A 26,752-nucleotide genomic window follows, 5' to 3' on the forward strand; every position below is an offset into this window, starting at 1 on the left:
ACCTGGACGCCGGGACGGCATGCTGTCCCTTGCGGCCACACACGGTGTGGTCAGCGGGGCTAATGCCGAATGGGGCGGACATCTTCCTTGAACGGCACATGCCGACGGCGGAATGATGTCCCCTGGACGCATTCGGGGGCGCTGATCCGATCCATGCGGAAATGCCGGAAATCCTGTCGCGCCGGATCCCAGGCCACCAGATACCACAGGGGTGGCAGGATGAGCATGGCCTGAGGTTCGACATCCCGGCGGGTGACGGCGCCTTTCGCATCACGATACCGGAACCGCAAGCGCAGCCGTTGCAGAAAAGCCGGCTCGAAGGCGGGCAGCAGCTCAGGGTCCATTTCCCCCATATCTGAGATATCGACCTGCGGGGCGAGCCGCCCCACGTACAAGCAATCCAGAAACCTGCGCAGGTCGCGGACCTTGTCCGGCGGCAGCGCTTTCTCGATCTTGGCGAGCCCGGCATCCGCGAGATCGGAAAAGGGCAGGCCGCCAGCGGCGCGCATGGCGGCGACGCTGATGAGAAGCGCAAAGACCTCGGCGACCGAAAGCCGCGCGGTGGTCTGAACCGATTGCGGATCGAGTTGCAGCCCGCCGCCGCGCCCCGGCTCGGAATGGATCACAAAGCCCTCGTCGCGCAGCGCGCCGAGGTCGCGCAACACGGTGCGGCGCGACGCGCCCACCTCTTCGGCAAGCTCGGCGACGGTGGCAATGCCGTTGCGGCGCAGGTGGCGGACGATGGCGTCTTGTCTAAGGCGGGCATTCATTTTTTCAGGCTTGCATTTAAAGGTGTCAGATTTTGGCACCATTAGACTTTAGGCAGCCGCCGAACACATCAGCAAGAGGCAAATGCCATGTTTAATCCCGACGATTTCCCGCAACCCAAACTGATTGCCGTCAACGCTATCGAACTCGAAGTCTTTGAAGCAGGACAGCAAAACGCAGGAAACCCGATTGTGCTCTGTCATGGCTGGCCGGAACATGCCTTTTCCTGGCGCCACCAGATGCCCGCCCTGGCCGCGGCGGGCTATCACGTCATCGTCCCGAACCAGCGGGGCTACGGCAATTCATCCTGTCCGGGCGAGGTCACCGATTTCGACATCGACCATCTGACCGGCGACCTTGCCGCGCTGCTGGATCACTACGGCTACGACGATGCCGTCTTTGTCGGTCATGATTGGGGCGCGAACGTCGTGTGGAGCATGGGGCTTTTACACCCGAACCGGGTGAAGAAGATCATCAGCCTCGCCCTGCCCTACCAGGCGCGGACCGAAAAGCCGTGGATCGAATTCATGGAGGAGTTTCTCGGCCCCGATTATTACTTCGTTCACTTCAACCGGCAGCCCGGCGTTGCGGACGCCGTGCTGGACGCCAATACCGACCGGTTCCTGCGCAATCTCCTGCGCAAGAACGTGCCCCCTGCACCGCCGGAGCCCGGCATGATGATGATCAACCTCGCCCAATCCGACGTGCCGCTTGGCGATCCATTGATGAGCGAACGCGAACTGGCCGTATTGGTCTCCGCCTTCGAGAGGACAGGCTTCACGGGCAGCATCAACTGGTACAGGAACCTTGACCGCAACTGGGAGATTTTGGAGGAGGTCGACCCGGTTATCCAGGTGCCAGCCCTGATGATCTACGGCGATCGCGATATGATCCCGAAGTCTGAAAACCTGGCCGACTTCGTTCCCAATGTCGACGTGGTCAGCCTCGATTGCGGCCATTGGATTCAGCAGGAAAAGCCGCAAGAAACCACGGACACGATCTTGAACTGGCTGAACAAGCGGTAGAAGGCCGCTCTGCCTGCCCCGGATGTGGTGGTGTTTCACCGAACGGGGCAGGCATGCGAAAGAGTCCGGTCAGAGATCCAGCACCAGGGTTTCCCCCGGCAGGGCGCGCGAACAGCACGGCGTGATCGAGGTATTGGCCTCGTGCTCCGCCGCGCTCAGCACCGCGTCGCGGTGATCCGCCCGGCCGGACAAGAGCCCGGTCACGCACATGCCGCACACCCCTTCGGAACAGGAGGTCGAAAGGAAGATGCCCTCCTCCTCCAACACCGCGACGATGGTCTTGCCCTCGGGCACCTCGAAGCGTTCGCCGGTGCTTTTCAGCTCGACCCAGAACGCCCCGTTCGCCGCCGCGTCGCCCTCCTCGGCGGTGGCGAAATGTTCCACATGGCTGCGTCCGCTGTCCCATCCGAGATCGAGCGCCGCTTCCAGCGCCGCCTTGTTCAGCCGCTCCGGCCCGCAGACATAGAGATGGCTGCCCGAGGGCGCGCGCAGCAGGGTCTGCACCAGGTTCAGCCGGGTGCCTTGCTCCGACACATGCAGGCGCAGCGCATCGGCCCAGGGGGCGGCGCGGATTTCATCCAGCAAGGGGGCCGCAGCGGCCGCGCGCACCGCGTAATGCAGCGTGAACGGCGTGCCCGCCGCCCAAAGCGCCCCGGCCATGGCGAAGATCGGGGTGATGCCGATGCCGCCCGCGATCAGCATCACATGCGGATGGCCGGTGTCGAGCGGGAAATAATTCTCCGGCCCCTGCGCGGTCAGCGTGGCGCCCTGTTCCAACCCGTCGCACAAGGCGACCGAACCGCCCCGCCCCGCCGCGTCGCGCAGCACCGCGATGCGCCAGCTGCCCGGCGTGACCGGCGGCAACAGCGAATAGCGCCGCTCGTAATCGCCGAAGCGCAGCAAAACGTGGGCCCCTGGCGCGGGCAGCGGCAGCGGCACGCCGTCGGGTCGAGCCAGTTCGAAGGCGAAAACCTCCGGCGCGATCCGGGTTTTCGACAGGACATCCACCGGCCCGTCATAGGGCTGGGGCGTGGCGTCGCTCTTCATTCCGGCGTCTTGTCGTTCGAATCCCATTCGGTCCCCCTTGGCCAGGTCTTGCTGAGGTCATCGGGCGGCGCGGCGGCGATCAGCGCCCGCGTCGCTTCATGTTGCGGCGCATCAAGCACCTGCTGGGTCGGCCCGGCTTCGACGATGGCGCCCTGATCCATCACCACCACCCGGTCACAAAGCTGACGCAGCACGGACAGGTCGTGGCTGACCATCAGCAGCGCGATATCGTGGCGCTGGCGCAGTTCCAGCAGCAGGTAGATCACCTGCGCCTGCACCGACACGTCGAGCCCGGAAACGATTTCATCGGCGATCAGCAGGCGCGGCATCACGCACAGCGCCCGGGCGATGTTCACCCGCTGGCGCTGGCCGCCCGACATCTGCCGCGGATAGGCGTCGAGCAGCCGTTCATCCAACCCGACATCGGCCAGCAATTCGGCGGCGCGGCGGCGGCGGTCGGATTTCAGCCGCTCGCCACGGGCAACCATCGCCTGGGTCACGATATCCCAGACCCGGCGGCGCGGGTTGAGCGCCGAGGACGGGTCCTGAAACACCATCTGGGCCGAGGCGATCCGGTCCTGCCAGTCCGATGCCGAATTGCCCAGAACCCGACCATCCAGCAGAATGTCGCCCTCGGTCGGCTGCTGCAGACCGGCCAGGATGCGCGCGATGGTCGATTTGCCCGACCCCGACCGCCCGATCAACCCGACGAATTCGGCCACCTCGACCTGCAGATCGACGTCGCGCATGATTTCGACCTGCCCGCCCGCGCTTTTAGGGTCGCCATAGCGCACCGCAAGGCCCCGCGCCGCCATGATCGGCGCGGGCTGCGCCGGGATACGCAGCTTGGGCGATGGCGCCGCCAGCGGATGCGGTGGCCCGTCAAGCCGCGGCGTTGCGGCCTTCAGCCCCTGCGAATAGGGATGCTGCGGCGCTTCCAGCACCTGCGCGGCGGGGCCTTCCTCGACCACCACACCGTTGCGCAGCACCGCCACCCGGTCGCAGAAATGCCCCGCCAGCCGCAAATCGTGGGTGATGAACAGCACCCCGCAGCCATAGCGCGCCCGCATGTCGTTCAGCGTGACGATGGTGCGTTCCTGGGTGATCATGTCGAGCGCCGTCGTCGCCTCGTCGGAAATCACCAGATCGGGGCGGCTGGCAAAGGCCATGGCGATCATGATCCGCTGGTTCATCCCGCCCGACAGCTGGAAGGCATAGCGGTTCAGCACCGCTTCGGGATCGGGCAGCATCACCTCGGACAGCGCCGCGACCATGCGCGCCTGCTGCTCGGCCTTCGGTACCCCGAGCCGGGTCAGGTGTTCGCCGAACAGCGATCCGATCCGCCGCACCGGGTTCAGCGCCGAGGTCGGTTCCTGCGGCACGAAGGCGATGCGGTCGCCCATCAGCGCGCGGTGGCGCGACGCCGGCATCTGGCCGATGTCTTCGCCGAAGACGTCAAGCCGCCCGGCGGTGGTGAACTGGCGCGGCAGGGCGCGGGCGATGCATTTGCCCAGTGTGCTTTTGCCAGCGCCGGATTCGCCGACGATGCCCAGCACCTCGCCCTTGCGGATCGACAGGGTCACCCGTTCCAGGATCGGGGTCTGACCGGTCCGGACGGAAAAATCCGCCGCCTCGAACAGCATCGGCGCCTGGGCCGTTCCGCCATCCGCCTGCGGGCGCGATCCGATTACGGTTTCCGTCACATCCGTCTCCTCGATCCGGCGCACAAAGCTGTTCATGCCGCAGCCCCCCGGCGTTCGATCTGGCGCGGGTCGGTGCGCCGCCGCAGCCCGTCGGAAAACAGGATGGTGGCCAGCACGAACACCACGATCGACGACACTGCCGCGATCACCGGCGCGGGCGTTGCATAGATGTCTGACAACCCGTCGGCGATGATCACGCCCCAGGTCGGCACATCCGCCTCGGCCGAGGCCGACACGAAGGAAATGATCGTCTCGGCGACCACCGCGCCGCCCATTTCCAGGCTCACCAGCATCAGGATCGAGGGCATGATATTGGGCAGGACATCCTGCAGCACGACCTGCAGCGGCGTCGCCCCCATCAGCCGGGCCGCGGCGACGTAATCGCGCCCCTTGATCTGGCGCACCTCGCTGCGCAGCACCCGGGCGAAGCGGGTCCAGTCGACCGCGATCACCGCGATGATCACGTTTTCCAACCCCGGCCCAAGCGCCGCGATCAGCACCAGCGCGAAAACCACGGCGGGGAAGGACAGCAACAGTTCCACCGCCCGCATGATGATCCAGTCGAGAACCCCACCGGCATAGCCCGCGATCAGCGCCAGGGTGATGCCCAGCACCGCCGCGCCGATGGTGGACAGCACCGCCACATAGGCCGCCGAACGGGTGGCCCAGATCAGCCGTGACAACACATCGCGGCCCAGCGTGTCGGTGCCCAGCAGATAGGCCGGATCGCCGCCCGGCGCCCAGCTTGGCGGCAGAAGCACCCACAGCAGGTCCTGCGCGTTCGGGTCATGCGGCGCCAGCCAGGGCGCGGCCAGCGCGACCCCCATCAGCACCAGCAGCAGCAACCCGCCCAGCCCCACGCGCCAGTCGCGCAACACTTCGGTCCAGTCGGTCATCAGCTTTGATCCTTGATACGCAGTCGGGGATCGAGCGCCAGGCAGATCACGTCGACGGCGATTGTCGTGGCCAGCACCAGAACGGCATAGCAGAAGGTCAGCGCCTGGATCGCGGGCAGGTCATGACCGCCGATCGCGGTGACCATCATCGCGCCGATGCCCGGCAGGCCGAAGATGGTTTCGATCAGCAATGTGCCGCCGAACAGCATCGAGGCCTGAACCCCGATCAGGGTGATGGTGGGGATCACCGCGTTCTTCAGCCCGTGGCGCAACAACACCTGACGTTCACTTTGCCCGCGCAGCCGGGCCGAGGCGATGTAATCCTCGGTATAGGCTTCCATCAGGCCGGATCGGAACACCCGCATCACCGTTGGCGCCAGCCCCATCGCGATGGCGAAGACCGGCAGCGCCAGATGGCGCAGCACGTCGAGGAAGGCCGACGGATCGCCCGCCAGCAGCGCGTCGATCAGCACGAAACCGGTGATGTCGGGCACCGTCACCGAGGGGCTTTGCAGCCCGATGAAGGGCAGCCATTGCAGCCCGACGCCGACCGCCAGGATCAGGATGATCCCCCACAGGAAATCCGGCACCGCCATCGCCAGCCCGTTGCCCATCTCGATCCCCGCCTCGACCGGCGTGCCGCGCCAGGTGAAGGCCAGCAACCCGCCGGAAAAGCCTAGGAAAATGCCCAGCCCGACGCTCAGCGTGACGATCTGCAGCGTCACCGGCAGCGCGTCGGCGATCAGCACCCGCACCGGCGTGTTATGCTGGATCGAGCGTCCGAAATCGCCCTTCAGCGCATCGCCGAGCCAGATCGCGTATTGCGCCAAGACCGACCGGTCGAGCCCCAGCAGGGCGCGCACCCGTTCCATGTCCGCCTCGGTCGCGTTGCCCGGCATCAGCATGGCGACCGGGTCCGCCGGCAGGGTGCGCAAGACGACGAAGACCAGCAGCGTGATCGCCAGCAGCGTGACGATGCTGGTGGCGAACCGGCGCGCCAGGCGCTTCAGCGTCCTGGCGCCCCCATTGCGGCGCAATCCACCCGCGCGGCCTTTCGCCCCGCCGATCAAGCCCAGTTCAGCCATTCCAGCGATACTCTGCCGGGCTCAGCCAGCCGTTCAGATAGGGGGTGAAGGCCAGCCCGGAACTATATGCCAGCGCGACCGCGCCCTGAAACAGCGGCACGGTATAGCCCTGTTCCACCGCCCAGACGTTGAAGGCGCCGAAGCCCTCGATGCGCTTGGCCACGTCGGTTTCGCCCAGCAGCGGCGCGATCTTTTCGCCCACATCGGCGCTTTTCCACACCGAAAAGGCCGAGTTGGGATCGAGGAAATAGCCCGAATTGAGCTGCGGATCGGCGGTGGCGTTGGACCACAGCCACAGCATCGGCCCTTCCAGTTCCTTGTTGGACCGGTTGTGGTATTCGGCCACGGTCAGCACCCGCAGATCGGCCTCGATCCCCACCTTCGCCCACATCTGGGTGATCGCACGGGCGATGTCGTAATCGCTGGGATAGACGCCGCGGGTGCAATGGAAGGTGACCTTGACCGGGTTTTCCGGGCCATACCCCAGTTCCGCCATCAGCGCCTGTGCCTTGGCGGTATCGAAGGCGAAGTCGAAATCGGGCCGATAGGCGGGCGTACCCGGGCCCTGCGGGGTCGACAGAGGTTCGACCTTGCCTTGGAAAAACGCCCGGCTGATCGCCGCCTTGTCGATGGCGTGATGCGCGGCGAGGCGCAGGTTCTTGTCCTGCCAGGGCCCGGTGTTCACCATGTGCAGCATGTACAGATCGACCGTCGGGTCCACCTGCCCGGTGATCCCGTCCAGCGCGCCAAGGCGGGCGACGTCGCGCACCGACAGCGCGGTGGACAGGTCGCTTTGGTTCGACTGGATCAGCGCGGCGCGGGTCGTCGGGTCCTTCACCACCGAAAAGGTCACGGTTTCGATCGCCGGCTTGCCGCGGAAATAGTCCGGGAAGGCCTTCAGCACGATGCGCGAATCCCGTTCGTATTCGGCCAGCATATAGGGCCCCGACCCGACCGGTTTTTCCAGGAAGCCCTCGGCCCCGACCGTTTCGAAATAGGTCTTCGGCAGGATATAGGCGCCGAGATAGCCCAGGAAGGCAGGCGCGGTGACCATCGGCATCTTGAAGCGGAAGATCGCCGTGGTTTCATCCGGGGTTTCGATATCGCCGATGGTGAACCAGATCCATCCAAGCGCCAGCCCCGGATCGGCCTGCACCCGTTCCAGGAAGGTGAAACGGATATCGGCCGAGGTCATCCGGTCGCCGTTATGGAACAGCACGTCGTCGCGCAGCGTCAGCTTGAGGTTCATGCCGCTATCGTCCAGCCATTCCCAGTTCTGAACCACTCCACCGCCCAGCGTATTGTCGGCAGCATAGTCGAGCGGCTGCGAGAACACGGCGCGGTAGATCGAAATCGGGCCCGGTTCGATCCGCGCGATCGGGTCCCAACTGGGCACGTCGGAGGGCACCGCGATCGACAGGGAAGCCGGCGCGCCGGAGGCGAAGGCCCCGGTCAACCCGAAAGGCAGGGCAATGCCCGAACCTGCGATGGCTGCGCTTGTCCCCTTCAAAAACTGCCGTCTGGTGGTCATGGAGATCCCTTTCCCTGTTGTGTTGAGCGTCTGGCCGTTTGCGGCCTTTTTTTCGCGTATGTGGCGCGCCCGGGAGAGCCCGGGCTTGGCAGCGGATGAGATCAGGCGTCGCCTGTTTCCGTCCGGTCCTGCTGCAGAAACGATAGTTCCCGCCGGGGCGGATATTCTTGTCCCGCTGCGTTCAAAAAATTGTCTCAATGCGTCGGGCCGCGCCCCGGGCGGCCTGGCACTCGGCCCCCTGCCCGGCCCGATTCTGGCGGCCCCATACACACGCGCGCAGGCATACGCGGGCGCGCGCATTCATGTTTGTCCCCCTGCGCCGCAGCCCGCGCAAAGGTGTTCTGGAACAAGTTGTCGTGCATCCAGCAGCAAGACCGGAACCCCGCCCGCTTCCTAGGCTTGGGGCAGCAGAACGCCACCACTCACAAGGAGCCGACCATGAGCCAGCTGACCATCGACGCCGATTACATCGCCTCTCTCGACAGTTCTTTCCTGGATGTCGAGGACGCCGAAACCCTGCCGCCAGAATGCTACACCTCGCAGGAATTCTACGATTTCGAGAAGGAAGCGCTGTTCACCCGCGAATGGCTTTGCGTCGGCCGGGCCGACTGGGTGCCCGAGCCGGGCAACTATTTCACCACCAAGACGGTGGGCGAACCGATCATCGTCGCGCGCAACCAGGCGGGTGAAATCCACGCCATGTCCGCGGTGTGCCAGCACCGGGCGATGCTGGTCGCCGAAGGCAAGGGCACCGCGCGCAACTTCCTGTGCCCCTACCACCACTGGGCCTATTCGCTGGAAGGCGACCTTGTCGGCATCCCGGAAATGCAGCGCACCTGCAAATTCGACAAATCCAAATTCGGGCTGCCCAAGTTCAAGGTCGAACTGTGGAACGGCTTCATCTTCATCAACATGGACCCCGAGGCCGCGCCGCTGGCGCCGCGGCTGACCCAGGTGACCGAGGCGATTGCTGGTTACAACCTGGAAAACGCCAAGGACGAACGCCCCGGCGAAGCGCCCGAGTTCCCCTGGAACTGGAAGGTGATGTTCGAGAACAACAATGACGGTTATCACGCCAGCCGCCTGCACCACGGCCCGCTGCACGATTTCATCCCCTCGGGCCTGGCGTCCTTCCCCGAGGCCGATCCGGCCGATGCGGGCTATCTGCGCTACAACGGCACGCTGCACCCCGATGCCAGCTTCAACCCGACGCAAAAGGCGCTCCTGCCGGTGTTCCCCGGCCTGACCGAAGAGGAACGCAACCGCGCCACCTTCGCCAATGTGCCGCCGTCGCTGTCGCTGGTGATGACCTCGGATCTGGTGATCTACCTGATCCTGCGCCCGACCGGCCCGGAAAGCCTGGAAATGGATACCGGCATCCTGGCCGCGCCCAAGGCGGCGCGCGATCCGGCCTATATCCACAAGCTCGACACCATCCAGGCCACCGCCGAGAAGATCATCGCGCAGGATTTCCACGTCGACGAAAACGTGCAGATCGGCCTGCGGTCCCGCTATGCCGTGCGCGGCCGCTATTCCTGGCAGGAAGGTGCCCAGGTGCAGTTCAACCGCTGGCTGATCCACCGCTTCCGCGAATTCGTCAAGACCACCCCGCCGGTAGCCGCAGCCGCCGAATAAGCCACAGCGGGGGCGGGCCTGATGCCCGCCCCTTCCCTGCCAGCAACACCAATAGCAAAGACGACACCCATGGCTCTCATCCACGACAAACCCGTCCGCGATTGCGGCATCTCCGGCAATCTGCACACGCTGCGCGCGCTGCCCGAAACCGTTCACTGGGGCTATTTCCATCCCGAAATCAAACCGGCCCTGCGGATCAAGAGCGGCGATCTGGTGATGGTCGAGGCGGTCACCCATCACGCCGGCGACGACCCCGAACTGATGATGGATGAAAACATCACCCGCATCTACACCGAGATCCCCGAAGAAGACCGCAGCCCCGGCGTGCATATCATGACCGGGCCGATCTATGTCGAAGACGCCGAACCCGGCGACATCATCGAAGTGCGCTATCTGCAGATGGTGCCGCGCTTCGACTATGGCTCCAACCTCGCCGCCAACTGGGGCAACCTGTATGAGGAATTCGGCAAGACCGAACGGGTCACGATCTATCAGCTCGACCGCAATTCGATGACCGCGCGGGCGAAATACGCCTATGACGTGGAAGAAACCTATCTGATCCCCGGCCGCATCACCCATTGCCCGCATTGCGACCGCAGCGAAGCCCTGCCCGGCATCACCGTTCCCGCCCGGCCGCATCTGGGCACCGCGGGCGTGGCGCCTGCGGTGGACGAACGGCTGTCGACCATCCCGCCGGGGCTGCATGGCGGCAATATCGACAACTGGCGCATCGGCGCCGGGTCGACGATGTATTACCCGGTGCAGGTCAAGGGCGCGCTGTTCTCGGTCGGCGACCCGCATATCAGCCAGGGTGACGGTGAAATCAGCGGCACCGCGATCGAGGCCTCTCTCGACGTGCTGATGCAGATCATCGTGCGCAAGGATTTCTCCTTCCCCTCGCCGCTGCTGGAAACGCCGGAATATTTCATCGCCCACGGATTCGATCCCGATCTGAACAAGGCGCAGAAGAATGCTGCGCTCGACATGCTGCACCTTCTGACCGAGGAACAGGGCCTGTCGCGGAACGATGCTTACTCACTGATGAGCGTGGCTGCCGATTTTGGCGTCACTCAGGTGGTCGACGGCACCCAGGGCATCCATTGCCGTATTGACCGCTCGATCTTCGCCGGAAAAGGTGTGGTGAAAGATCCCGAATGACATGACAGAAAACGGTTCCTGGAGATTCAACACCGATGCGCTGCCGGAGAATGAACGCTCCGCGGCGTGGGTCGAAACCCTGCGACGGCTGCGCCTGCCGCTGCATGGCGGGTTGCCCGATCCGAACATGAAGGGCAGCGTGATCGCTGCCCAATCCCCGCTCGGGTTCGAATTCGCCCTGATCGAGGCGGACCCGATGGTGATCGCAGGCCGCGAGGACACGCCGGAATGGGGTGTCTGGCTCTCGCTCACCGTCAAGGGGCGGGGCATGCTGGAAACCGCCGGCCTGCGCGCGCCGGTCGGCAAGGGGATGATCCTCTATGGCGCGACCAACGTGCAGGCCAGCCTGGATTTCCGCGAACCGTTCCGCCAGCTATTCGTCAAGATCCCGACCGTAGCGACCGAAGCCCGGCTGATCCGGCCGCTGGCCGGAAAGGTCGGGCTGTTCCCCGGCCATTCGCCGATCGAGGTCATCTTCCACGACATGCTGCGCGGCGTGGCCTCGGTGATCGGCGACATGACCACCCACCATTTCCGCCCCGTCGAACTGGCGGTGTCGGAATACCTGACCACCTGCCTGGTGGAATCCTATGGCGACGAACGCCGCTCGGATGCCGAGGCGCAGCGCACCGCGCATTTCCACAGTATCTGCCAATGCATCGAAGCCTTCCTGTCGGACCCGGAGCTGACCAGCAGCTGCATCGCCAAGGAACAGGGGTTTTCCCAGCGCTACATCCAGCGCCTGTTCAACCTGCATGGCGACAATTTTTCCAACTACCTGAAAACCCGGCGGCTGGAACGCTGTTACTACGATCTGATCTCGCCGCTTTCCAGCCAGCTTTCGATTGCCGAAATCTGCTACCGCTGGGGGTTCAGCGACACTGCCCATTTCAGCCGCTCGTTCCGCAGCCGCTACGGCTTCTCGCCGCGCGATCATCGCCGATCTTTTATGCGAGAAACGGAATCCGAGGCGTGACAGCCCCGAAATCCGGCCATTTCGCGTGACATCGCCCCGGCGCGCCGCGACACTCGACAGGTAAGGGAAACAACAGAAAGGCCCGCGCGGAATTGCGGTTCCTGACTTCCATACTCCACCCAAAGCAAGGCAGGGGTTCTACCGGTTGGCAATGAAGCGGGACAGTTTCGACCTCCATGCCTGCGATTACAGCGATGCCCGCGGCGAGCGCGTCTCGATGACGAGCCCGCATGGCATTCGCTTCACGCTGGTCTCCGCCGGGGCGCAGGACATCCTGCTCGATTACCGCAAGGGCGCGGCCGCGATCTGGCTCGGCCTGGTGCTCGAAGGCGAACTCCATTCGGCTGAGGGTGGCGATGTCTACGGCCCCGGCGCCTTGCTCTATGGCGGTGAGAAGACTGTGCTGCACGCGACCTTCCCGGGGTCGCACAAGCTGCTGCTGGCGCTTGTCCCCACAGCGCTGATGCGGCGGCGACTGCCGGCAGACCTGCCCGGCCAGCCCGGGTTGCTGACCCGCGACAGCGCCCCGGCCATCTTGCTGGCCGATCTGCTGAAATCCGTGGCCGCCAACCTGCCCGAGGCCAGCCAGGACATGCTGAGCCCAGTCGAAATGGTGCTGCCGGAATTCATCCTCGCGGCGGTGCTGGAAAATGCCGAGGCCAAGTCGCTTGGCGGGGCGGCCGGGCGGCGCGCCTCAATGCTCGACCGGGTGCGCCAGGCCATCGAAATGCGGCTGGAAGACCCCGATCTGCGACTGAGCGACGTCGCCGATCAGTTCGGCGTCTCGCAGCGCTATATCCAGAAACTGTTCGAAACCACCGGCGACAGCTTCGGCAGCTATGTCAAGGACCGCCGGTTGGAACATTGCCGCGCCGACATGAGCAACCCGAACTTCGCCGACAAGACCATATCGGACATCCTGTTTCACTGGGGCTTCAACGACTCGCCCTCGTTCAGCCGGGCGTTCCGGGCCCGCTACGGCGTGACCCCGCGCGATTTCCGCCGCTCGGCGCACCTGCCCACCCCCTGCGAGCAGCGGAACTGCAGTAACTGAACCTGATCCCCGCCTGATCCCCTGCCACGAAAAAACCGCCCCCTGAGGGGCGGTTCATGTGTTCTTCGCGACCGGGCGGAGGTCAGGAAATCAGCCGCGGCACGGCGGCGATGCCGATATGGAACCAGGACTTGCGATCCTCCGGCTGGCCGTCGCGCGACTTGTCGCGGCGCTGCACCACGCCGTTCTTGCCGAAGCCCTTGACGATCGGGCGCCCGGTTTCGCGGCTCAGCCACAGCCGCAGCAGATGGCGGCGGCGCTGCGGTTCGGGGTAATCTTCGAAACCGGTGCGGGCATGCAGCGCGGCATAATTCGACAGCCACTGGATATCGCCGGGGCGGAAATCCATCTCGATCGCCATCCCCTTTTCATAGGTGATTTCGTCGAACAGCTTGAGAACCTCGACCTGTTCCGGCATCAGCGCGGGCACCTCGGGATAGGACTCGGCGGCGGTGAAGATATAGGTGGAACCGGCATACATGCTGAACACCCCTTCCTCCATCGACACGATGGGCGAGGTATAGGTGTTCGACGGCGCGTTGCTGTCCTGGCGCTTCCAATCCCAGTGGAACGGTTCCAGCAGCAGCGGCGCCAGGTCGGGGCGGCGGCGCAGGATTTCATTGTAAATCTCGGCCCCCGAAACCAGGCAGGACGCGCCGCCCTGTTTCGACGGGCGCAGGCACATCAGTGCCACCACGTCGGAACTGTCGGAATGATAGACCAGCTTGTCGCGCACCTTGGACGATTTCGCGGTCGGATCGTCCATCGTCTTGTCCGAGGTGGCATAGACATGTTCGATCAGGTCGCCATCCTCGCTCTGGCGGATCGGGTCACCCATATGCAGGCCGAGGATGTAATAGATCGCCGAGGACAGGGCGTCGGAATAAAGGTGGGGGCGCAGCCCCCGCACCAGAACGAAGCCACGGCCGTAATCCACGTCGTCGCCCCAGGCGACCACCGCGTCGGCGCAGGCCATCAGCGGATAGTCCGAGGCCCGGACGAAACGCAGGTCGGGGTCTTCTTCGACGAAGCGGGTGCCCAGGGCCTCCAGCTCGGAAACCTGTTCTTCGTTCAGCATGTAAATCCAGTCCTTCGTGGTCTGGATCTTGTCACCGCGCCAGGCGGCTTCGCCGGTCACCGGTTGCAGTGAAGTTGTCCGCACATCCATCGTCATTCTCCTTTGCTCACATCATTCCACGGTTTTTTCAGGGCCGATTTCCGGGTCCGGGCCGCCCTTGCGCCACAGGATGATCTCGTTGCCCCACGGGTCGCGGAAACCTTCGTTGAACCCGTTGAATTCCTTCCAGTAATGATCGCGCCACAGAATTTCGGCGCCGCGTTTCTCGGCCTCGGCCAGGATGCGCTCGACGCTGTCATCCTCGCTGACCAGGATCCAAAGCCGGCTGCGGTGGGTGGCGTCGTCAGGGATCTTGCGCACGCCCAGGGACTCGATCCGGGGGTGCGGGCGGGCGTTGCGGCTGTGCGAAATGCCGATATGGAAATTGCCCACCTCGCTGTCCGATCCGTCGGGGTTGAGCATCATGCCGCCGGGCACCAGCCGGTGGAACACGCCCTCGGGGCGGCCTTCGTTGGTCCAGCCGAACACGGCGGCATAGAAATCGCCGGTGGCGGAGGGATCGTCGGAAATCAGGTCGGCGAAGATAAGGGTATTGGGATAGGTCATTGTCTGGTCTTTCAGGTTAGCCAAATCGGTACGCGGAGATCCGCGCGCTCATGACGATGTCGGTGAAATCGCGGCGGCCGGGGGCATCGCCAGCGGCGCCCGCGGCCACCATCAGCGGCAACAGGTGTTCCTCGGCCGCGGGCGGATGGGCATCGCGCGCCATCGGTCCCTCGCTCCAGTGCAGCAGCCCGTCCCAACGCGCCTGCGGATCGGCGTTGCGCACGGTATTGGTCAGGAAGGCGTCGAAGGTTTCCGACCCGGGCGTCGCCCGCGGCGTGTTGAAGGCGCGCATGTTGTGGTAGCTCATGCCCGATCCGACAATCAGCACGTTTTCGTCGCGCAGCGGCGCCAGCGCCCGGCCAAGCGCAAGGTGATCGCCGGGGTCGAGATTGGTCTTCACCGACATCGGCACCACCGGGATATCGGCATCGGGCAGCGCGACCAGCAGCGGCACGAATACCCCGTGATCAAAACCGCGCTTGGCATCGGTGCGCACCGGGATGCCCGCCTCGGTCATCAGCTCGACCACCCGGGTCGACAGCGCGGCCGATCCCTTGGCGGGGAATTTCAGCTGATAGGTATGCGGCGGGAAGCCGAAATAGTCGTAAAGCATCGGCGGGTTCGGCGCCACCGACACGGAGAATTCCGGTTCTTCCCAATGGGCGGTAATCACCAGGATCGCATCGGGCCGCTGCGGCAGGCTGTCGATCAGCCCCTTCAGATAGGCGGCGGTCTTGTCCCAGGTGTCGGCTGGCCCCATGGTCCAGTCCATGAAGAAACATGGACCGCCGCCATGGGGGATGAATAGTGTCGGCTGCGTCGTCATAATACCCGTCTTCGTAGCGTTTCCGTGCCGTCCCGGCCGGTGCGACAGGCGCGGCGGCGGGACACATCCAGTAAGCCAGCTGGGACCGGGCAGTTCTTGTCGCCTTGCGCCCGTTTCGTTGCGCATCGGCGCATCAGAGCGTCACGCCCGGGAAGCCCCCGCAGTGCCCGCAACAGACAAAACAAGGGCGCAGCAACGTCGGCGATACGCGCGTTCGTGCCCGAGGTTCGGATGATCCCCAACGTCGACGTGCCTGGCGGTCATCGCAATGAAGTCACGGGGGCTTGGCGACTACGACAAAGCCCCCGCTGTTTGCGGGGGCCGGGGGAAAATGTTGGTTGCGGTGGCCGCAACCGCCGTTGCCTAAGGGAATTGCGATGCCTTAGCCGGAATGGATTCTTCCCAGCAAGACGGGCAAAGCCCCATCGCATTCAATCGTTCCCTTCTCGCACGGCACCACGAAAGCCGTTCACTTGTGATGCCGCGCCACCCGCTCGCCCATCGGCAACCGGCCCTTCAGCCGCTGAACGATCTTCTTGATCGGGACGACTGTCAGCACCAGAAGCAGCAGCCCCGCGCCAAGCAGGAAGGCGCTTCCGGGCCGTTCCACGAAGATCATCGGATCGCCCCGCGACAGCAGCATCGCGCGGCGGAAATATTCCTCCATCATCGGGCCGAGGATGAAACCGATCAGCATCGGCGCCGGTTCGAACCGGAACAGCCGCAGCACGTAACCGATCACGCCGAATATCAGCGTCGCCCAGACATCCGTGATCGAATTGGAAATGCCGTAGACACCGACGCAGATCAGCACGATCACGGTCGGATAGAGGTAATGATGCGGCACGCGCAGCAGGCGCACCCAGATGCCGATCAGCGGAATGTTCAGTACCAGCAGGAAAAGGTTGCCGAACAGGAAACTGACGACCAATCCCCAGAACAGCTCCGGATGATCCGAAATCAGCCGCGGCCCCGGCGTGATGCCATGGATCATCAGCGCGCCCAGCATCAGCGCCATCGTCGTCGATCCCGGGATGCCCAGCGTCAGGGTCGGGATGAAGGCGGTTTGCGCGGCGGCGTTATTGGCGGTTTCCGGCACCACGACGCCTTCGATCGCACCCTTGCCGAATTCGGCGCGGCGGCGGTTGATCCGTTTTTCCAGCGCATAGCCGACGAAGCTTGCCACCGTCTGCCCGGTGCCCGGCAGGGTGCCGAAAAACGACCCCACAGCCGATCCCCTGATCGCGGGCATGATGCTGCGCCCCCATTCCGACGGCGTCGGAAGGAAATTGCGCATCCGCACCTTTTCACCGGCATAGCTTTTGGTTGCGCCGCGCAGCGACACCATGACTTCGGAGACGCCGAACAGCCCCATCGCCACCACGACAAGAGACACCCCGTCGCGCAATTCCTGGATGCCGCCGGTGAAGCGGGTTTCGCCCGAATTCACGTCGACGCCCACCGTGCCCAGAAGGATCCCCAGGCACACCATCATCAGCCCGCGCAACGCGCCCGATGCGCTGACGATCGAGGCCGCGATCAGCCCCAGTACCATGACCGAAAAATATTCGGCCGGCTGGAACAGCAGCGCGAATTCGGCCAGCTTCGGCGACAGCAGCACCATCACCACGACCCCGAAAAGCGCCCCGAAGAAGGATGCCATCGCCGTCATGAACAGCGCCACGCCCGCGCGCCCCTGCTGCGCCATGGGATAACCGTCGATACAGGTCACCGAGGCCGAAGGCGTCCCCGGGATGTTCAGCAGGATCGAGGCGATCGACCCGCCGTATTCGGCGCCGTAATAGACCCCCGCCAGCATCACCAGCGCCGTTTCCGGCTCAAGATAGAACGACACCGGCAACAGCATCGCCACCGCGGCCAGCGGGCCGACACCGGGCAGCACCCCGATGAAGGTGCCAAGGAACACGCCGATGAAACAGTAGGTCAGGTTGGTGACGGTCGCGGCGGTGGAAAGCCCGAGGGCGAGGTTTGACAGAAGGTCCACGTCACATCCCCCGGATGGCGACAAACGGCATGCCCAGCCCGACCAAGAAGATCAGCCAGACCGCAATCGAAACGGCAAGGGAAAGGATTAGCCGGTGCGCCCAGCGGACGCCCGGGATCGCCGTGCTGGTGGCGAAAACCGCCAGCCCGGTTGCGGGCAGCACCCCGGCCAGGGGCGTAAAAATGGCAAACCCCGTCACACCGGCGACAACCCCGAAAACCGCGACCGGATCGGGCCGCAGGGCGGTTTCGGGCTGGCGCAGCCCCTGCACCACCCCGATCGCCGCCAGCACGGCCAGAAGCCCGCCCACCAACAGCGGAAAAGCCCCCGGCCCCATCCGGCGGAACGACCCGAGATCCAGCGAAGCCACGGCACCAAGCGCAAAGCCCAGCCCCGCGACCAGCATGATCAGCGGTCCGATCAGGGATATCATCCCGCGGGAGCGCATTGCGTCACCTCCGGTTCGAATTCAGCCCCATCGTAGCTGTCCGGGATCGATATGGAACCGGCGCGGATTGCCTCAGCGGTATCCTGAACGAGAAGTGCGACTTCTTTCGGCACATCCGCCCCCAGCGACAGTTCCACGAATTGCCCGTCTGCCAGCCCGAATTCGACGATCTCGTCGGGGCTCTTGCCGGCCACCATCTCGGCGATGGCCCGTTCCACGCCCAGATCGATCCGCGCGATGGCCGAGGCGATGAACACATCCGGTTCGCTGGCAACCCAGTCGAGCGCATTGCCGATTTGCCGGACATTACCCGCGCGGCAAGCCTCGATCGCCCCCGCGCGTGCGCCGTTCAGCATGGTGAAGATGACATCGGCCCCGGCTTCGATTTCCGCCGAAGCCCATTGCCGGGTCACCGCGCTGTCATCCTGCGTACCGCAGAAACCGGTCAGGACCTGCGTATCGGGATTGGCATGGGCCACGCCGGCGACAAAGGCCGCGCGTCCCTTCAGCCCCGGGCGCACCCGGTGGCCGGACAGGTGCCCTACCACGCCGCTGCGGGTCATCTTCGCGGCAAGCACCCCGGCAAGGAAGGCGGATTCTTCCTGCAGGACATCGTAGCTGGCAAGGTTCGGCCCGGTCCGTTGTCCCTGCACGATGGCGAAACGCTTGTCCGGGTGCTGCGCGGCGATCTCGGGGGTGGCGATATTGCCCTGCCCCCCGATGAAGACGATCCCGTCGAACTGCGCCACCACCTCGGCCAGCCGCGCGCGGATCGCATCCTGATCGTACTCGACACCCGAAATGCATTCGATTTCGGCCAGCCCGGCAGATGCCGCGCGTTCGGCACCTGCCAGCGCGCTGGCGTTGAAACCTGAATCGTGCACCTCACCAACAAAGAAAACGGCTATCTTCACGGCATTCACTCCATCGCCGCCTGGACCAACGGCGTCCAGCGGGCGAGCTGATCCGTCACATAGGCTTCGAACTCCGCGCTCGATTTGGGCGCGCGGACAAGGCCCCAGCTGTCGAACTGCGCCTGCACATCCGCGGATGCCATCGCCTCGGTCAGCGCGGCGTCGAGCTTCGCCTTGATCTCGGCGGGGACACCGGCGGGCGCACTGACTCCAAGCCAGTTCTCGGCAACGATATCCAGCCCGGCCTCGGTGAATGTCGGCACATCGGGCAGAGAGGCCAGCCGTTCGGTGGACGACACCGCCAGCGGGATCGCGGTGCCTTCTTCGACGGAGGGCAGGTTCTGCGGAACCGCATCAAAGATCAGAGGCACCACGCCGCTGCGGAAATCCAGCCGCATCGGGCCCGACCCCTTGTAGGGAACATGGAAAAGCTCGGCGCCGCTGACATTCTGGAACTGTTCCGCGATGACATGGCCCCAGGACCCGACGCCGGAGGACCCGTATTCAAGCCCGCCCGGATCGGCCTTCGCGGCGGCGTCGAGATCGGCAAGGGTTTTCAGACCCAGCTTGGGCGACGCGAACAGGCCCAGGTTCACCGTGCCGATATAGGTGATATGGTCGAAATCCGCGATCGGGTCATAGGGCGTATCGGGGAAACGGACCGGCGCCACGTTGAACGGCGTCAGGTTCGACAGCATGAAGGTATAACCATCCGGGGCCGCCTGCTGCAGCGCGCTGGCGGCGACGGTGCCCGCCGCGCCCGGCTTGTTTTCGACCACGAATTGCTGGCCAAGGCTTGCAGACAGTTTCTCGGACAGAAGCCGCGCCACCAGGTCGCTCGACCCGCCCGGCGGGAAGGACACAAGAATGCGCACCGGGCGTTCGGGCCATGCGGTTTCCGCGAAGCCCGGCGTGGCCAGCGCGGCAAGGGTTGCGGCGGTGGCCGCAAGCATCGTTCTACGGTTCATCATGTTTTGTCCCTGTTGTTTGTTTGTGAAATCATGGTTCCATGAGTGACGCCGCACGCCAAAGATAAGAAACTCAGATTTCTTAATTTTGGCCGGTGAAATTTCAGTTTCGCAAAAACATTGTGCAGCCGCAGGGCCTGTTTGCCGCCCATCTGACCGTTTTCGATGCGCCTTTGCAAAGGGAAGGAACACGAAACAGCAATTTCACACGCGCCGACAGCGTTGCAGCGAATCAAAGGAAGTTTCGCCTTGCGTGCCCGGAAGGTTCAGACAAAAGTGCCAATATGGAACCGCAGTTTCACAATACATCCGAGACCTTCCTCGCCCGCATCCGCGAATGGCTGCCCGAACTTCACCGGGCCGAACGCAAGCTGGGCATGTTCCTGCTCGACTTCCCGGGCGACCTGGCCTCCTACGACGCGCAGGAACTCGCCCGATTGAGCGGTGTGTCGAAGGCCACCGTATCCAGGTTCGTGCGCCGCATCGGGTTCGACAGCTACGATGCCGCCCGTCGCGCCGCCCGCGAGGAACGCCAAAGCGGATCGCGCCATTTTCTGGCCCATGCCGAAAACGTTCCCTCCGAACAGATGCTGTCGGTCAGCATGCAAGAAGAATGGCAGAACATCGCCTGGACCTTCGAACGCATCGACCCCGCCCAGATCGAAGACCTGGCCGAGGCGATCATCGGCGCCCGCAAGGTCTGGCTGGCCGGGTACCGGATCAGCCGCACCTTTGCCGACTATATCTATTGGCAGCTGATCAAGGTCGTTCCCGACGCCGCGCTCATCCCGCAGGCCGGTGAAAGCCTTGGCGAACATTTCGCCGCGATGCGGCCCGACGACCTGGTGATCTGGTTCGCGCTGCGCCGTCGAATGGCGAATACCGATCTGGCGATCGCGGAACTGCAGAAGCGCAATATCCCCACCGCCTTCATCACCGACGAGGGCACCTCGCCCGACGACCGGGCGCGCTGGCATTTCCGCTGCCGGATCGAAACCAGCAGCCCGCAATTCAACCACGCCTCGGTCGTATCGCTTTGCCATCAGATCGTCACCCGCGCGACGCTCAAGGCAGGTCCGGAGGCGCGCCTGCGCCTGCGCGAGATCGACGAAATCAACGAAAACCTTGGCGAGGTCTGAACCGGCGCCTTCCACAAGGAAATCGATGTCAGCATCTGGCCGGCGGATAAAAAAAGAAGCAGAACCGCTAACACCTTTCACCGGGAGGAGGAAGTGGCGTAGGCTCAAGCGGCTCTGCTGAAGCTCTTAAAATCGAGAGCTTAACTCGGGCAACGGTGTCGCCCTTATTAATTCAATCATCTGAATGTTTTTATTCGAGAAGACAAGGGAAGACGTGGCGTTAGCTTTGGCTTGTCACCGCAACGCTGAAATTGCTCAATAATTAAGCAAATATACGGCACATATGGGATGTAGCAGTCAAAAAACGAAAGAACTTGCCCCCATTGCCGCCGCGCCCATTCCATGCCCCCTCAGGATTCCCATGATCAGCCTGGGTTTGGACAGCCGGTCAAACCGCAACAGGAGCGAGGCCGTCATGACCTTTCCCTTCTGGCGCAACTCCGTCTCGCTATGGGTTTACAAGACCTGCAGCACCCTTCGTTTGACGATGGATAAAGGCATGATCGGAACAGTCGGCCACCCACAGCGATCAATCCGTCCGGCGGGAGACATTACAGGATGAAAGGCGGCAAACCGATCAACACGCGCGAACTTCGCGTGCTGTTGAAACTGCTCGAAGAACGCAGCGTGACGCGGACCGCCGAGGCGCTGGACCTGACCCAGCCCTTCGTCAGCCTGGTTCTGAAACGGCTGCGCGAGGCGACCGGCGATCCGATCCTGGTGCGCAGCGGATCGAAGCTGGTGCTGACCGTGCGCGGCGAGGAAATGATAGACCCGCTGCGCGCGGCGCTGGAAGGCATCGACCGGGTGGTTGGCCAACCCGCGGACTTCGACCCGAAAAAAGCCGAAGGCGAATTCCGCATCGCCTCGGCCGATTGCATGGAGGCGATCATCCTGCCCTCCCTCGTTGCCCGGCTGCGCGAGGTGGCGCCGGGGGTGCGGGTGATCGTCCGGGCCATCGACCAGGCCTATGATTACGCCGGGGCGCTGGAACGGGACGAGCTAGATGTCGTCATCAGCAACTGGCCTGGCCCGCCGCAGCACCTGAAAACCGCCCGCCTGCTGAGCGAGGACGTGGTCTGCCTGTTCGGGCCGGACCATCCTTTCGCCGGACGGGAGGAGATCACGCTCGACGATTACCTGGCCGCCGACCATCTGGCCCCGGTGGCCCGGTCCAAGGCCGATCCGGGCCCGATCGACAGCCATCTGGCCGCCGCCGGGCTGAAGCGCGATATCCGGGTGATGCTGCCCGAATTCAACCTGATCCCGCATATGCTGATGAACGGGCAGCTGGTGTTTACCAGCAGCGCCAATTTCGCCCGCTACCAGTGTTCGATCCTGCCGCTGTCCAGCCTGCCGGCGCCGGCGGAATGCGGGAGCCTGGATTTCTACCTGCTTTGGCACGAACGGGCGCAGGCGGATGCGCGCAACACCTGGCTGCGGCAGCAGATCATGGCGGTTGCGCGCAGCCTGAAATGAGTATGGTTGCGGTCAGAGATATATCGAAATCGATATAGAGTGTTTACCGGATCGCCGACTCCCCCAACCCGTCCGGCGCCACTAGGCTTTCTGCATGTGCGAAGTAATCAACGGTATCCGCGATTTTGCCGGGCCGGACAGGAAGCAGAATGACACATTCGACGATGCAATCGACACGGGCCCCGACCGAGGCTGAAAAATCCGGCCGCTGGTCCGGCCGCAACGCCGACAAGGACCGGCTGCGGCACGAAATCTGGCAGGGTCTGGAAGACAGCGGCATGAATATCGGCCCGGTCTGGAGCCGGATTTCCAACTGGGTCGGCGCGGACGAGGCGGCCAAGCGGCTGTCGGAACTGGAAATCTGGAAACGGGCCAAGGTGGTGAAATGCAACCCCGACCCGCCGCAGATCCCGGTGCGGCTGCGGGCGCTGTACGACGGCAAGACGGTTCTGATGCCGGTCCCCGAATTCGGCACCGGCGACCTGCCCTGGGTGCTGCTGGACCCCGAGGTTCTGGAAAAGGACGGCGTGCAGTTCGAACTGGCCGCGACTTCGGTCGGGGCGGTTCAGGTGGGTCAGAAACTGTCCTTCGAGGACCTGCCGCCGATCGACCTGGCGGTCTGCGGCTGCGTGGCGGTGACCCGCGCCGGGGGGCGCACCGGCAAGGGCGGCGGTTTCGCCGACCTGGAACTGGGTCTGTTCCGCGACCTGGGCAAGATCGACACGCAGACGCCGATCGTGACCACGGTGCATTCGTCCATGGTGGTCGATGACGACCGCCTGCCGGTGATGGAACACGATTCCCTGCTGAACTGGATCGTCACCGAAAAGGAAGTGATCGAAACCACGCCGACCGGCCCGCAGCCGGGCGGGGTGAACTGGGACCTCTTGCAGCCGGATCAGCTGGAGGACATCTGGTTCCTGAAGGACCTGAAGGAAAAAATACTCGCGCAAAAGGCGGGCTAGGCCGGAAAAACCGGCCGTCATGGGAGGAGACGAAAACGACCGTTGCGGCAAGTCCGCACCGGTCAGCGGGACAGGGGGCGCCGTCACGGACAGCACCCGGCCGCAGATAAGAACAACAACAAATTGCCGAAAATCGGCATGTCCAACAGACGGAGTAACCCATGACCATGACTACCATTTCCCGCCGTGGCCTTTTGAAGGCCGGTGTGGCGGCAGCGGCCGCCTCGGCCCTTCCCTTCAGCGCGGCGCGGGCCGCGGGCGACATCACCATCGGCGCGCTTTATGTCGGGCCGCGTGACGATTTCGGCTGGAACCAGTCCCACGCCGCGGCGATGGACATCCTGCGCGGCGTGCCCGGCGTTACCGTGGTCGAGGAAGAAAACGTGCCGGAAACGGATTCGGTCGCCAAGTCGATGGAATCGATGATCAATCTGGATGGCGCGAACCTGATCCTCGCCACCTCGTTCGGGTATTATAACCCGTTCGTTCTCGACACCGCGGCCAAGTACCCGGACGTGCAACTGCGCCATTGCGCGCCGCTGTGGAATCCGGAAACCGACCCGAAAAACGCGGGCAGCTATTTCAGCTATCTCAACCAGGCGCATTACGTGAACGGCGTGGCGGCGGGCCTGTCCAGCGCCAGCGGCAAGCTGGGCTTCGTCGCGGCCAAGCCGGTGCAGACCGTGCTGTCGAACTGCAATTCCTTCCTGCTGGGCGCGCGCAGCGTGAACCCGAACGCCACCGTGCAGGTGATCTTCACCGGCGAATGGTCGATGCCGGTGCGCGAAGCGGAAGCCACAAACGCCCTGATCGATGCGGGCTGCGACGTGATCGGCTGCCATGTGGACAGCCCCAAGGTGGTGATCGAGACCGCCGAGGCGCGCGGCGCGAAAACCTGCGGCCACAATGCCGATCAGCGCAGCCTGGCCCCGAACGGTTTCATCACTGGTGCCGAAAGCAAGTGGTCCACCACCTATAAAATCTACGCCGAGGCCCTGATGAAGGGCGAGGAGGTGCCGAACCTGATCGCGGGCGGCTATCACAACGACATGGTGATGAACACGCCCTTCGGCGCCGGTGCCACCCCCGAGGCCATCGCCGCCGCGACCGCCGCCATCGAGGGGCTGAAGGCGGGCAAGCCGATCTATGTCGGTCCGCTGAAGGACAACAAGGGCAACCTGGTGATCGAAGGCGCAATGGACAACTATGCCCCCGAGCTGGAGAAGATGAATTATCTGCTCGACGGGGTGATGGGGTCGACCACCTGATCTGACCGGAAGGGGCGGCGCATCGCGACCGCCCTTTTTGCCACGCGCGCCCCACGTGCATGTCAGGCCCATCCTGCTGCATGATGGGGCATCCCCAGTCCAGGAGCCCGTCACCCCCGCATGTCCCTTTCCACCTCTTTCCCGCGTTCCCGGTTCCGGCCGGACGCGCGCACCGCCGCCATCATCGAATCCATCGTGATCCCGCTGGGCGCGCTGATCGCCTCGGCGCTGATCTTTTCGCTGTTCCTGCTGGTTCTGGGCAAGGACCCGATCCGCTTCTTCGGCCTGGTCTGGACCGGCGGGATCGGATCGGCATTTTCGTTCCAGAACACGCTGCAACGCGCCGCGCCACTGATCCTGACCGGGCTGGCCTTCGCGGTGCCCGCGCGGATCGGCATGACGCTTCTGGGGGCCGAGGGCGCGCTGGTGCTGGGCGGATTTTCCTCGGCCGTGATCGCGATCCCGATGGTGCTGGGCGGCTGGCCGGTCTGGATCGGCCTGCCGGTGATGGCACTGGCCGCGATGGCGGTCGGCGGGGCCTGGGTCGGGATCGCGGGCTGGCTGCGCCATTATCGCGGGGTGAATGAAACGATTTCCTCGCTGCTGCTGACCTATATCGCGGTGGCGATCATGAATTTCCTGGTCGAAGGCGTGTTCCGCGATCCCGGATCGACCAACAAGGCCTCGACCATGCCCTTGGGCGCGGATTGGCGCGTCGGCGACATTCCCGGAACCTCGGTCCATTGGGGGCTGGCGGCGGGGCTGGTGCTGGCCGTGCTGCTGTGGGTGCTGATGGAACGGACCACCTTCGGCTTCGCTGCCCGCATCGCTGGCGGCAACCTGCGCGCGGCGCAGGCGCAGGGGCTGCCGGTGGGCAAGCTGGCGGTGGCCAGCTGCGTCATCGCCGGGGCCTGCGCCGGGCTGGCGGGGTTCTTCGAGGTGGCGGCGGTACACGGGCAGGCCAATGCCTCGCTCGCCGCCAAATACGGGTTCACCGGCATCCTGGTGGCCTTCCTGGCGCGGCAGAACCCGATGGCGGTGGTGCCGGTCGCGATCCTGTTCGGCGCGCTGGCGGCGTCGGGCGGGTTGGTGCAGCGGCGCATGGACATGCCCGATGCCACGATGCTGGTGTTGCAAGGGATCATCTTCGTCACCCTGCTGGTCAGCGAAACCCTGTATGGCCGCCTACCCTTCCTGCAGGCCACCCAGAGCGGAGACCGGACATGAGCGACGCTTTCTTCGTTGTGCTGATGGCAATGATCGGCGGCGCGATCCGGGTGTCGACGCCGTTCCTGTTCGTAGCCTTGGGCGAAACGCTGACCGAAAAATCGGGGCGGATCAATCTGGGGCTGGAGGGCAATCTGGTGCTTGGCGCGATGGTGGCCTATGCGACCTCCTATTCCACCGGCAATCCCTGGGCGGGGGTGCTGGCCGCAGGCGTGGCCGGAACGGTGCTGAGCGCCGGGCATGGCTGGATCTGCAAGCTGCCCAAGGTGAACGACATCGCCGTCGGCATCGCGTTTATGAACCTTGGCACCGGGTTGGCGTTTTTCTTCGGCAAACCCTTCATCCAGCCGACCGCGCCGCGGCTCGACGCCATCGCATTGGGCGGCTGGTCCTCCAACCCGCAGGTGCGTCAGGCGCTGATGGTCAACCCGCTGTTTTTCGTCGGCCTCGGGCTGGCGGTTTTCCTGTGGTGGATGCTGAAGAACACCCGCTGGGGGCTGGTCGTGCGGATGACCGGCGACAGCGCCGCCTCGGCCCGCGCGATGGGCGTGTCGGTCGATCTGGTGCGGCTGCTGGCGACCGCGTCGGGCGGGTTCCTGGCCGGGATCGGCGGGGCGTTCCTGTCGCTCTATTACCCCGGCAGCTGGAACGAGAGCCTGTCGTCGGGGCAGGGTCTGATGGCGGTGGCGCTGGTGATCTTCGCCCGCTGGAACCCGCTGCGCTGCGTCTGGGCGGCGCTGCTGTTCGGGGCGACGGGCGCTTTGGGTCCCGCGCTGCAATCCATCGGGATCAGCAAGGGGTATTACTTCTTCAACGCAGCCCCCTACATCCTGACGCTGATCATCATGATCCTGTCGGCCCGGTCCAAGGCCGCCTCGCGCGAAGCGCCGGGCGAATTGTCGATTGTGAAGTGACGGGGGCAAGCAGATGACGGGCAACCACAAAACACCG

At 64.5% G+C, this 26,752-nt stretch carries 24 protein-coding genes; 11 read left to right on the top strand and 13 right to left on the bottom strand.

Annotation, left to right across the window (positions count from 1 at the left end):
* Positions 1 to 59 precede the first annotated feature (59 nt).
* Entirely contained in the window at positions 60 to 770 is a 711-nt protein-coding gene (locus tag GR167_RS13585) for a helix-turn-helix transcriptional regulator (RefSeq protein WP_160974244.1), read from the bottom strand.
* Positions 771 to 857: 87 nt separating this feature from the next.
* Here GR167_RS13585 and GR167_RS13590 point away from each other — a divergent pair, with 87 nt between their 5' ends.
* On the top strand, positions 858 to 1,793 hold the full coding sequence (locus GR167_RS13590; protein ID WP_160974245.1) for an alpha/beta fold hydrolase: 936 nt from the start codon (positions 858 to 860) through the stop codon (positions 1,791 to 1,793).
* A gap of 69 nt (positions 1,794 to 1,862) precedes the next feature.
* On the opposite strand, the gene GR167_RS13595 is transcribed toward GR167_RS13590, so the two are convergent.
* Genes GR167_RS13595 through GR167_RS13615 form a run of 5 tightly spaced genes read right to left on the bottom strand, consistent with a single transcriptional unit; the run spans position 1,863 to position 8,055 of the window.
* Positions 1,863 to 2,840 carry a PDR/VanB family oxidoreductase gene (locus GR167_RS13595; RefSeq protein WP_160974246.1) on the bottom strand — a complete coding sequence of 326 codons (978 nt, stop codon included), beginning with the start codon at positions 2,838 to 2,840 and terminating at the stop codon, positions 1,863 to 1,865.
* Complete coding sequence (locus GR167_RS13600) at positions 2,837 to 4,579, bottom strand: ABC transporter ATP-binding protein (protein WP_160974247.1); 1,743 nt, start codon at positions 4,577 to 4,579, stop codon at positions 2,837 to 2,839. Before GR167_RS13600 ends, GR167_RS13595 begins: the two co-directional genes overlap by 4 nt.
* Positions 4,576 to 5,439, bottom strand: coding sequence for an ABC transporter permease (locus tag GR167_RS13605; protein ID WP_160974248.1), 864 nt, complete (start codon positions 5,437 to 5,439; stop codon positions 4,576 to 4,578). Before GR167_RS13605 ends, GR167_RS13600 begins: the two co-directional genes overlap by 4 nt.
* Positions 5,439 to 6,524 carry an ABC transporter permease gene (locus tag GR167_RS13610; RefSeq protein WP_160974249.1) on the bottom strand — a complete coding sequence of 362 codons (1,086 nt, stop codon included), beginning with the start codon at positions 6,522 to 6,524 and terminating at the stop codon, positions 5,439 to 5,441. The genes GR167_RS13605 and GR167_RS13610 overlap by 1 nt, the downstream gene beginning before the upstream one ends.
* Entirely contained in the window at positions 6,517 to 8,055 is a 1,539-nt protein-coding gene (locus GR167_RS13615) for an ABC transporter substrate-binding protein (protein ID WP_160974308.1), read from the bottom strand. Before GR167_RS13615 ends, GR167_RS13610 begins: the two co-directional genes overlap by 8 nt.
* A 438-nt stretch (positions 8,056 to 8,493) precedes the next feature.
* Between GR167_RS13615 and GR167_RS13620 the strand changes: the two genes are divergently transcribed.
* From GR167_RS13620 to GR167_RS13635, 4 genes are all read left to right on the top strand, one after another.
* Positions 8,494 to 9,690, top strand: coding sequence for an aromatic ring-hydroxylating oxygenase subunit alpha (locus GR167_RS13620; RefSeq protein WP_160974250.1), 1,197 nt, complete (start codon positions 8,494 to 8,496; stop codon positions 9,688 to 9,690).
* Positions 9,691 to 9,759: 69 nt separating this feature from the next.
* Positions 9,760 to 10,848, top strand: a complete 1,089-nt coding sequence (locus GR167_RS13625; RefSeq protein WP_160974251.1) for an acetamidase/formamidase family protein — start codon at positions 9,760 to 9,762, stop codon at positions 10,846 to 10,848.
* A 1-nt stretch (position 10,849) separates the two neighbouring features.
* A complete protein-coding gene (locus GR167_RS13630) occupies positions 10,850 to 11,824 on the top strand; it encodes a helix-turn-helix domain-containing protein (protein WP_160974252.1) in 975 nt (324 codons plus the stop codon).
* Between the two features lie 151 nt (positions 11,825 to 11,975).
* Complete coding sequence (locus tag GR167_RS13635) at positions 11,976 to 12,878, top strand: helix-turn-helix domain-containing protein (RefSeq protein ID WP_235915970.1); 903 nt, start codon at positions 11,976 to 11,978, stop codon at positions 12,876 to 12,878.
* Between the two features lie 82 nt (positions 12,879 to 12,960).
* On the opposite strand, the gene GR167_RS13640 is transcribed toward GR167_RS13635, so the two are convergent.
* The 7 genes from GR167_RS13640 to GR167_RS13670 all read right to left on the bottom strand — a co-directional run bounded on the left by GR167_RS13640 (position 12,961) and on the right by GR167_RS13670 (position 19,726).
* Positions 12,961 to 14,046, bottom strand: coding sequence for a TauD/TfdA family dioxygenase (locus tag GR167_RS13640; protein ID WP_160974254.1), 1,086 nt, complete (start codon positions 14,044 to 14,046; stop codon positions 12,961 to 12,963).
* 21 nt (positions 14,047 to 14,067) lie between these two features.
* Positions 14,068 to 14,562 (bottom strand): VOC family protein, encoded by a 495-nt coding sequence (locus GR167_RS13645; protein WP_160974255.1) that lies wholly within the window; start codon positions 14,560 to 14,562, stop codon positions 14,068 to 14,070.
* 16 nt (positions 14,563 to 14,578) lie between these two features.
* Positions 14,579 to 15,388 (bottom strand): DODA-type extradiol aromatic ring-opening family dioxygenase, encoded by an 810-nt coding sequence (locus GR167_RS13650; protein ID WP_160974256.1) that lies wholly within the window; start codon positions 15,386 to 15,388, stop codon positions 14,579 to 14,581.
* A gap of 469 nt (positions 15,389 to 15,857) precedes the next feature.
* The gene (locus GR167_RS13655; protein ID WP_160974257.1) at positions 15,858 to 17,393 is read right to left on the bottom strand and encodes a tripartite tricarboxylate transporter permease; all 1,536 of its coding nucleotides are present in this window, start codon (positions 17,391 to 17,393) and stop codon (positions 15,858 to 15,860) included.
* Position 17,394: 1 nt separating this feature from the next.
* Positions 17,395 to 17,826, bottom strand: coding sequence for a tripartite tricarboxylate transporter TctB family protein (locus GR167_RS13660; RefSeq protein WP_160974258.1), 432 nt, complete (start codon positions 17,824 to 17,826; stop codon positions 17,395 to 17,397).
* Entirely contained in the window at positions 17,823 to 18,755 is a 933-nt protein-coding gene (locus tag GR167_RS13665; protein WP_160974259.1) for a BMP family protein, read from the bottom strand. Before GR167_RS13665 ends, GR167_RS13660 begins: the two co-directional genes overlap by 4 nt.
* A 5-nt stretch (positions 18,756 to 18,760) precedes the next feature.
* Positions 18,761 to 19,726, bottom strand: a complete 966-nt coding sequence (locus tag GR167_RS13670; RefSeq protein ID WP_160974260.1) for a Bug family tripartite tricarboxylate transporter substrate binding protein — start codon at positions 19,724 to 19,726, stop codon at positions 18,761 to 18,763.
* Between the two features lie 281 nt (positions 19,727 to 20,007).
* Here GR167_RS13670 and GR167_RS13675 point away from each other — a divergent pair, with 281 nt between their 5' ends.
* From GR167_RS13675 to GR167_RS13700, 6 genes are all read left to right on the top strand, one after another.
* Positions 20,008 to 20,862 (top strand): MurR/RpiR family transcriptional regulator, encoded by an 855-nt coding sequence (locus GR167_RS13675; protein ID WP_160974261.1) that lies wholly within the window; start codon positions 20,008 to 20,010, stop codon positions 20,860 to 20,862.
* Between the two features lie 558 nt (positions 20,863 to 21,420).
* Positions 21,421 to 22,341, top strand: a complete 921-nt coding sequence (locus tag GR167_RS13680) for a LysR family transcriptional regulator (RefSeq protein WP_160974262.1) — start codon at positions 21,421 to 21,423, stop codon at positions 22,339 to 22,341.
* Between the two features lie 149 nt (positions 22,342 to 22,490).
* The gene (locus GR167_RS13685) at positions 22,491 to 23,306 is read left to right on the top strand and encodes a 5-formyltetrahydrofolate cyclo-ligase (protein ID WP_235915957.1); all 816 of its coding nucleotides are present in this window, start codon (positions 22,491 to 22,493) and stop codon (positions 23,304 to 23,306) included.
* A 161-nt stretch (positions 23,307 to 23,467) separates the two neighbouring features.
* Positions 23,468 to 24,574 carry a BMP family ABC transporter substrate-binding protein gene (locus tag GR167_RS13690; RefSeq protein ID WP_160974263.1) on the top strand — a complete coding sequence of 369 codons (1,107 nt, stop codon included), beginning with the start codon at positions 23,468 to 23,470 and terminating at the stop codon, positions 24,572 to 24,574.
* A 120-nt stretch (positions 24,575 to 24,694) separates the two neighbouring features.
* Positions 24,695 to 25,801 (top strand): ABC transporter permease, encoded by a 1,107-nt coding sequence (locus GR167_RS13695; protein ID WP_160974264.1) that lies wholly within the window; start codon positions 24,695 to 24,697, stop codon positions 25,799 to 25,801.
* Positions 25,798 to 26,715: an ABC transporter permease gene (locus tag GR167_RS13700; protein ID WP_160974265.1), complete on the top strand. Its 918-nt coding sequence runs from the start codon at positions 25,798 to 25,800 to the stop codon at positions 26,713 to 26,715. The genes GR167_RS13695 and GR167_RS13700 overlap by 4 nt, the downstream gene beginning before the upstream one ends.
* Positions 26,716 to 26,752: the final 37 nt, after the last annotated feature.

Source organism: Thalassovita mangrovi (assembly GCF_009857745.1).
Classification (GTDB): Bacteria; Pseudomonadota; Alphaproteobacteria; order Rhodobacterales; family Rhodobacteraceae; genus Thalassobius; species Thalassobius mangrovi.

What these genes read in the sequence shown, in the direction of transcription:
- GR167_RS13585 (WP_160974244.1), bottom strand. Translation starts at nt 770, where the DNA reads ATGAATGCCCGCCTTAGACAAGACGCCATCGTCCGCCACCTGCGCCGC.
- GR167_RS13590 (WP_160974245.1), top strand. Translation starts at nt 858, where the DNA reads ATGTTTAATCCCGACGATTTCCCGCAACCCAAACTGATTGCCGTCAAC.
- GR167_RS13595 (WP_160974246.1), bottom strand. Translation starts at nt 2,840, where the DNA reads ATGAAGAGCGACGCCACGCCCCAGCCCTATGACGGGCCGGTGGATGTC.
- GR167_RS13600 (WP_160974247.1), bottom strand. Translation starts at nt 4,579, where the DNA reads ATGAACAGCTTTGTGCGCCGGATCGAGGAGACGGATGTGACGGAAACC.
- GR167_RS13605 (WP_160974248.1), bottom strand. Translation starts at nt 5,439, where the DNA reads ATGACCGACTGGACCGAAGTGTTGCGCGACTGGCGCGTGGGGCTGGGC.
- GR167_RS13610 (WP_160974249.1), bottom strand. Translation starts at nt 6,524, where the DNA reads ATGGCTGAACTGGGCTTGATCGGCGGGGCGAAAGGCCGCGCGGGTGGA.
- GR167_RS13615 (WP_160974308.1), bottom strand. Translation starts at nt 8,055, where the DNA reads ATGACCACCAGACGGCAGTTTTTGAAGGGGACAAGCGCAGCCATCGCA.
- GR167_RS13620 (WP_160974250.1), top strand. Translation starts at nt 8,494, where the DNA reads ATGAGCCAGCTGACCATCGACGCCGATTACATCGCCTCTCTCGACAGT.
- GR167_RS13625 (WP_160974251.1), top strand. Translation starts at nt 9,760, where the DNA reads ATGGCTCTCATCCACGACAAACCCGTCCGCGATTGCGGCATCTCCGGC.
- GR167_RS13630 (WP_160974252.1), top strand. Translation starts at nt 10,850, where the DNA reads ATGACAGAAAACGGTTCCTGGAGATTCAACACCGATGCGCTGCCGGAG.
- GR167_RS13635 (WP_235915970.1), top strand. Translation starts at nt 11,976, where the DNA reads ATGAAGCGGGACAGTTTCGACCTCCATGCCTGCGATTACAGCGATGCC.
- GR167_RS13640 (WP_160974254.1), bottom strand. Translation starts at nt 14,046, where the DNA reads ATGGATGTGCGGACAACTTCACTGCAACCGGTGACCGGCGAAGCCGCC.
- GR167_RS13645 (WP_160974255.1), bottom strand. Translation starts at nt 14,562, where the DNA reads ATGACCTATCCCAATACCCTTATCTTCGCCGACCTGATTTCCGACGAT.
- GR167_RS13650 (WP_160974256.1), bottom strand. Translation starts at nt 15,388, where the DNA reads ATGACGACGCAGCCGACACTATTCATCCCCCATGGCGGCGGTCCATGT.
- GR167_RS13660 (WP_160974258.1), bottom strand. Translation starts at nt 17,826, where the DNA reads ATGATATCCCTGATCGGACCGCTGATCATGCTGGTCGCGGGGCTGGGC.
- GR167_RS13670 (WP_160974260.1), bottom strand. Translation starts at nt 19,726, where the DNA reads ATGATGAACCGTAGAACGATGCTTGCGGCCACCGCCGCAACCCTTGCC.
- GR167_RS13675 (WP_160974261.1), top strand. Translation starts at nt 20,008, where the DNA reads ATGGAACCGCAGTTTCACAATACATCCGAGACCTTCCTCGCCCGCATC.
- GR167_RS13680 (WP_160974262.1), top strand. Translation starts at nt 21,421, where the DNA reads ATGAAAGGCGGCAAACCGATCAACACGCGCGAACTTCGCGTGCTGTTG.
- GR167_RS13685 (WP_235915957.1), top strand. Translation starts at nt 22,491, where the DNA reads ATGACACATTCGACGATGCAATCGACACGGGCCCCGACCGAGGCTGAA.
- GR167_RS13690 (WP_160974263.1), top strand. Translation starts at nt 23,468, where the DNA reads ATGACCATGACTACCATTTCCCGCCGTGGCCTTTTGAAGGCCGGTGTG.
- GR167_RS13695 (WP_160974264.1), top strand. Translation starts at nt 24,695, where the DNA reads ATGTCCCTTTCCACCTCTTTCCCGCGTTCCCGGTTCCGGCCGGACGCG.
- GR167_RS13700 (WP_160974265.1), top strand. Translation starts at nt 25,798, where the DNA reads ATGAGCGACGCTTTCTTCGTTGTGCTGATGGCAATGATCGGCGGCGCG.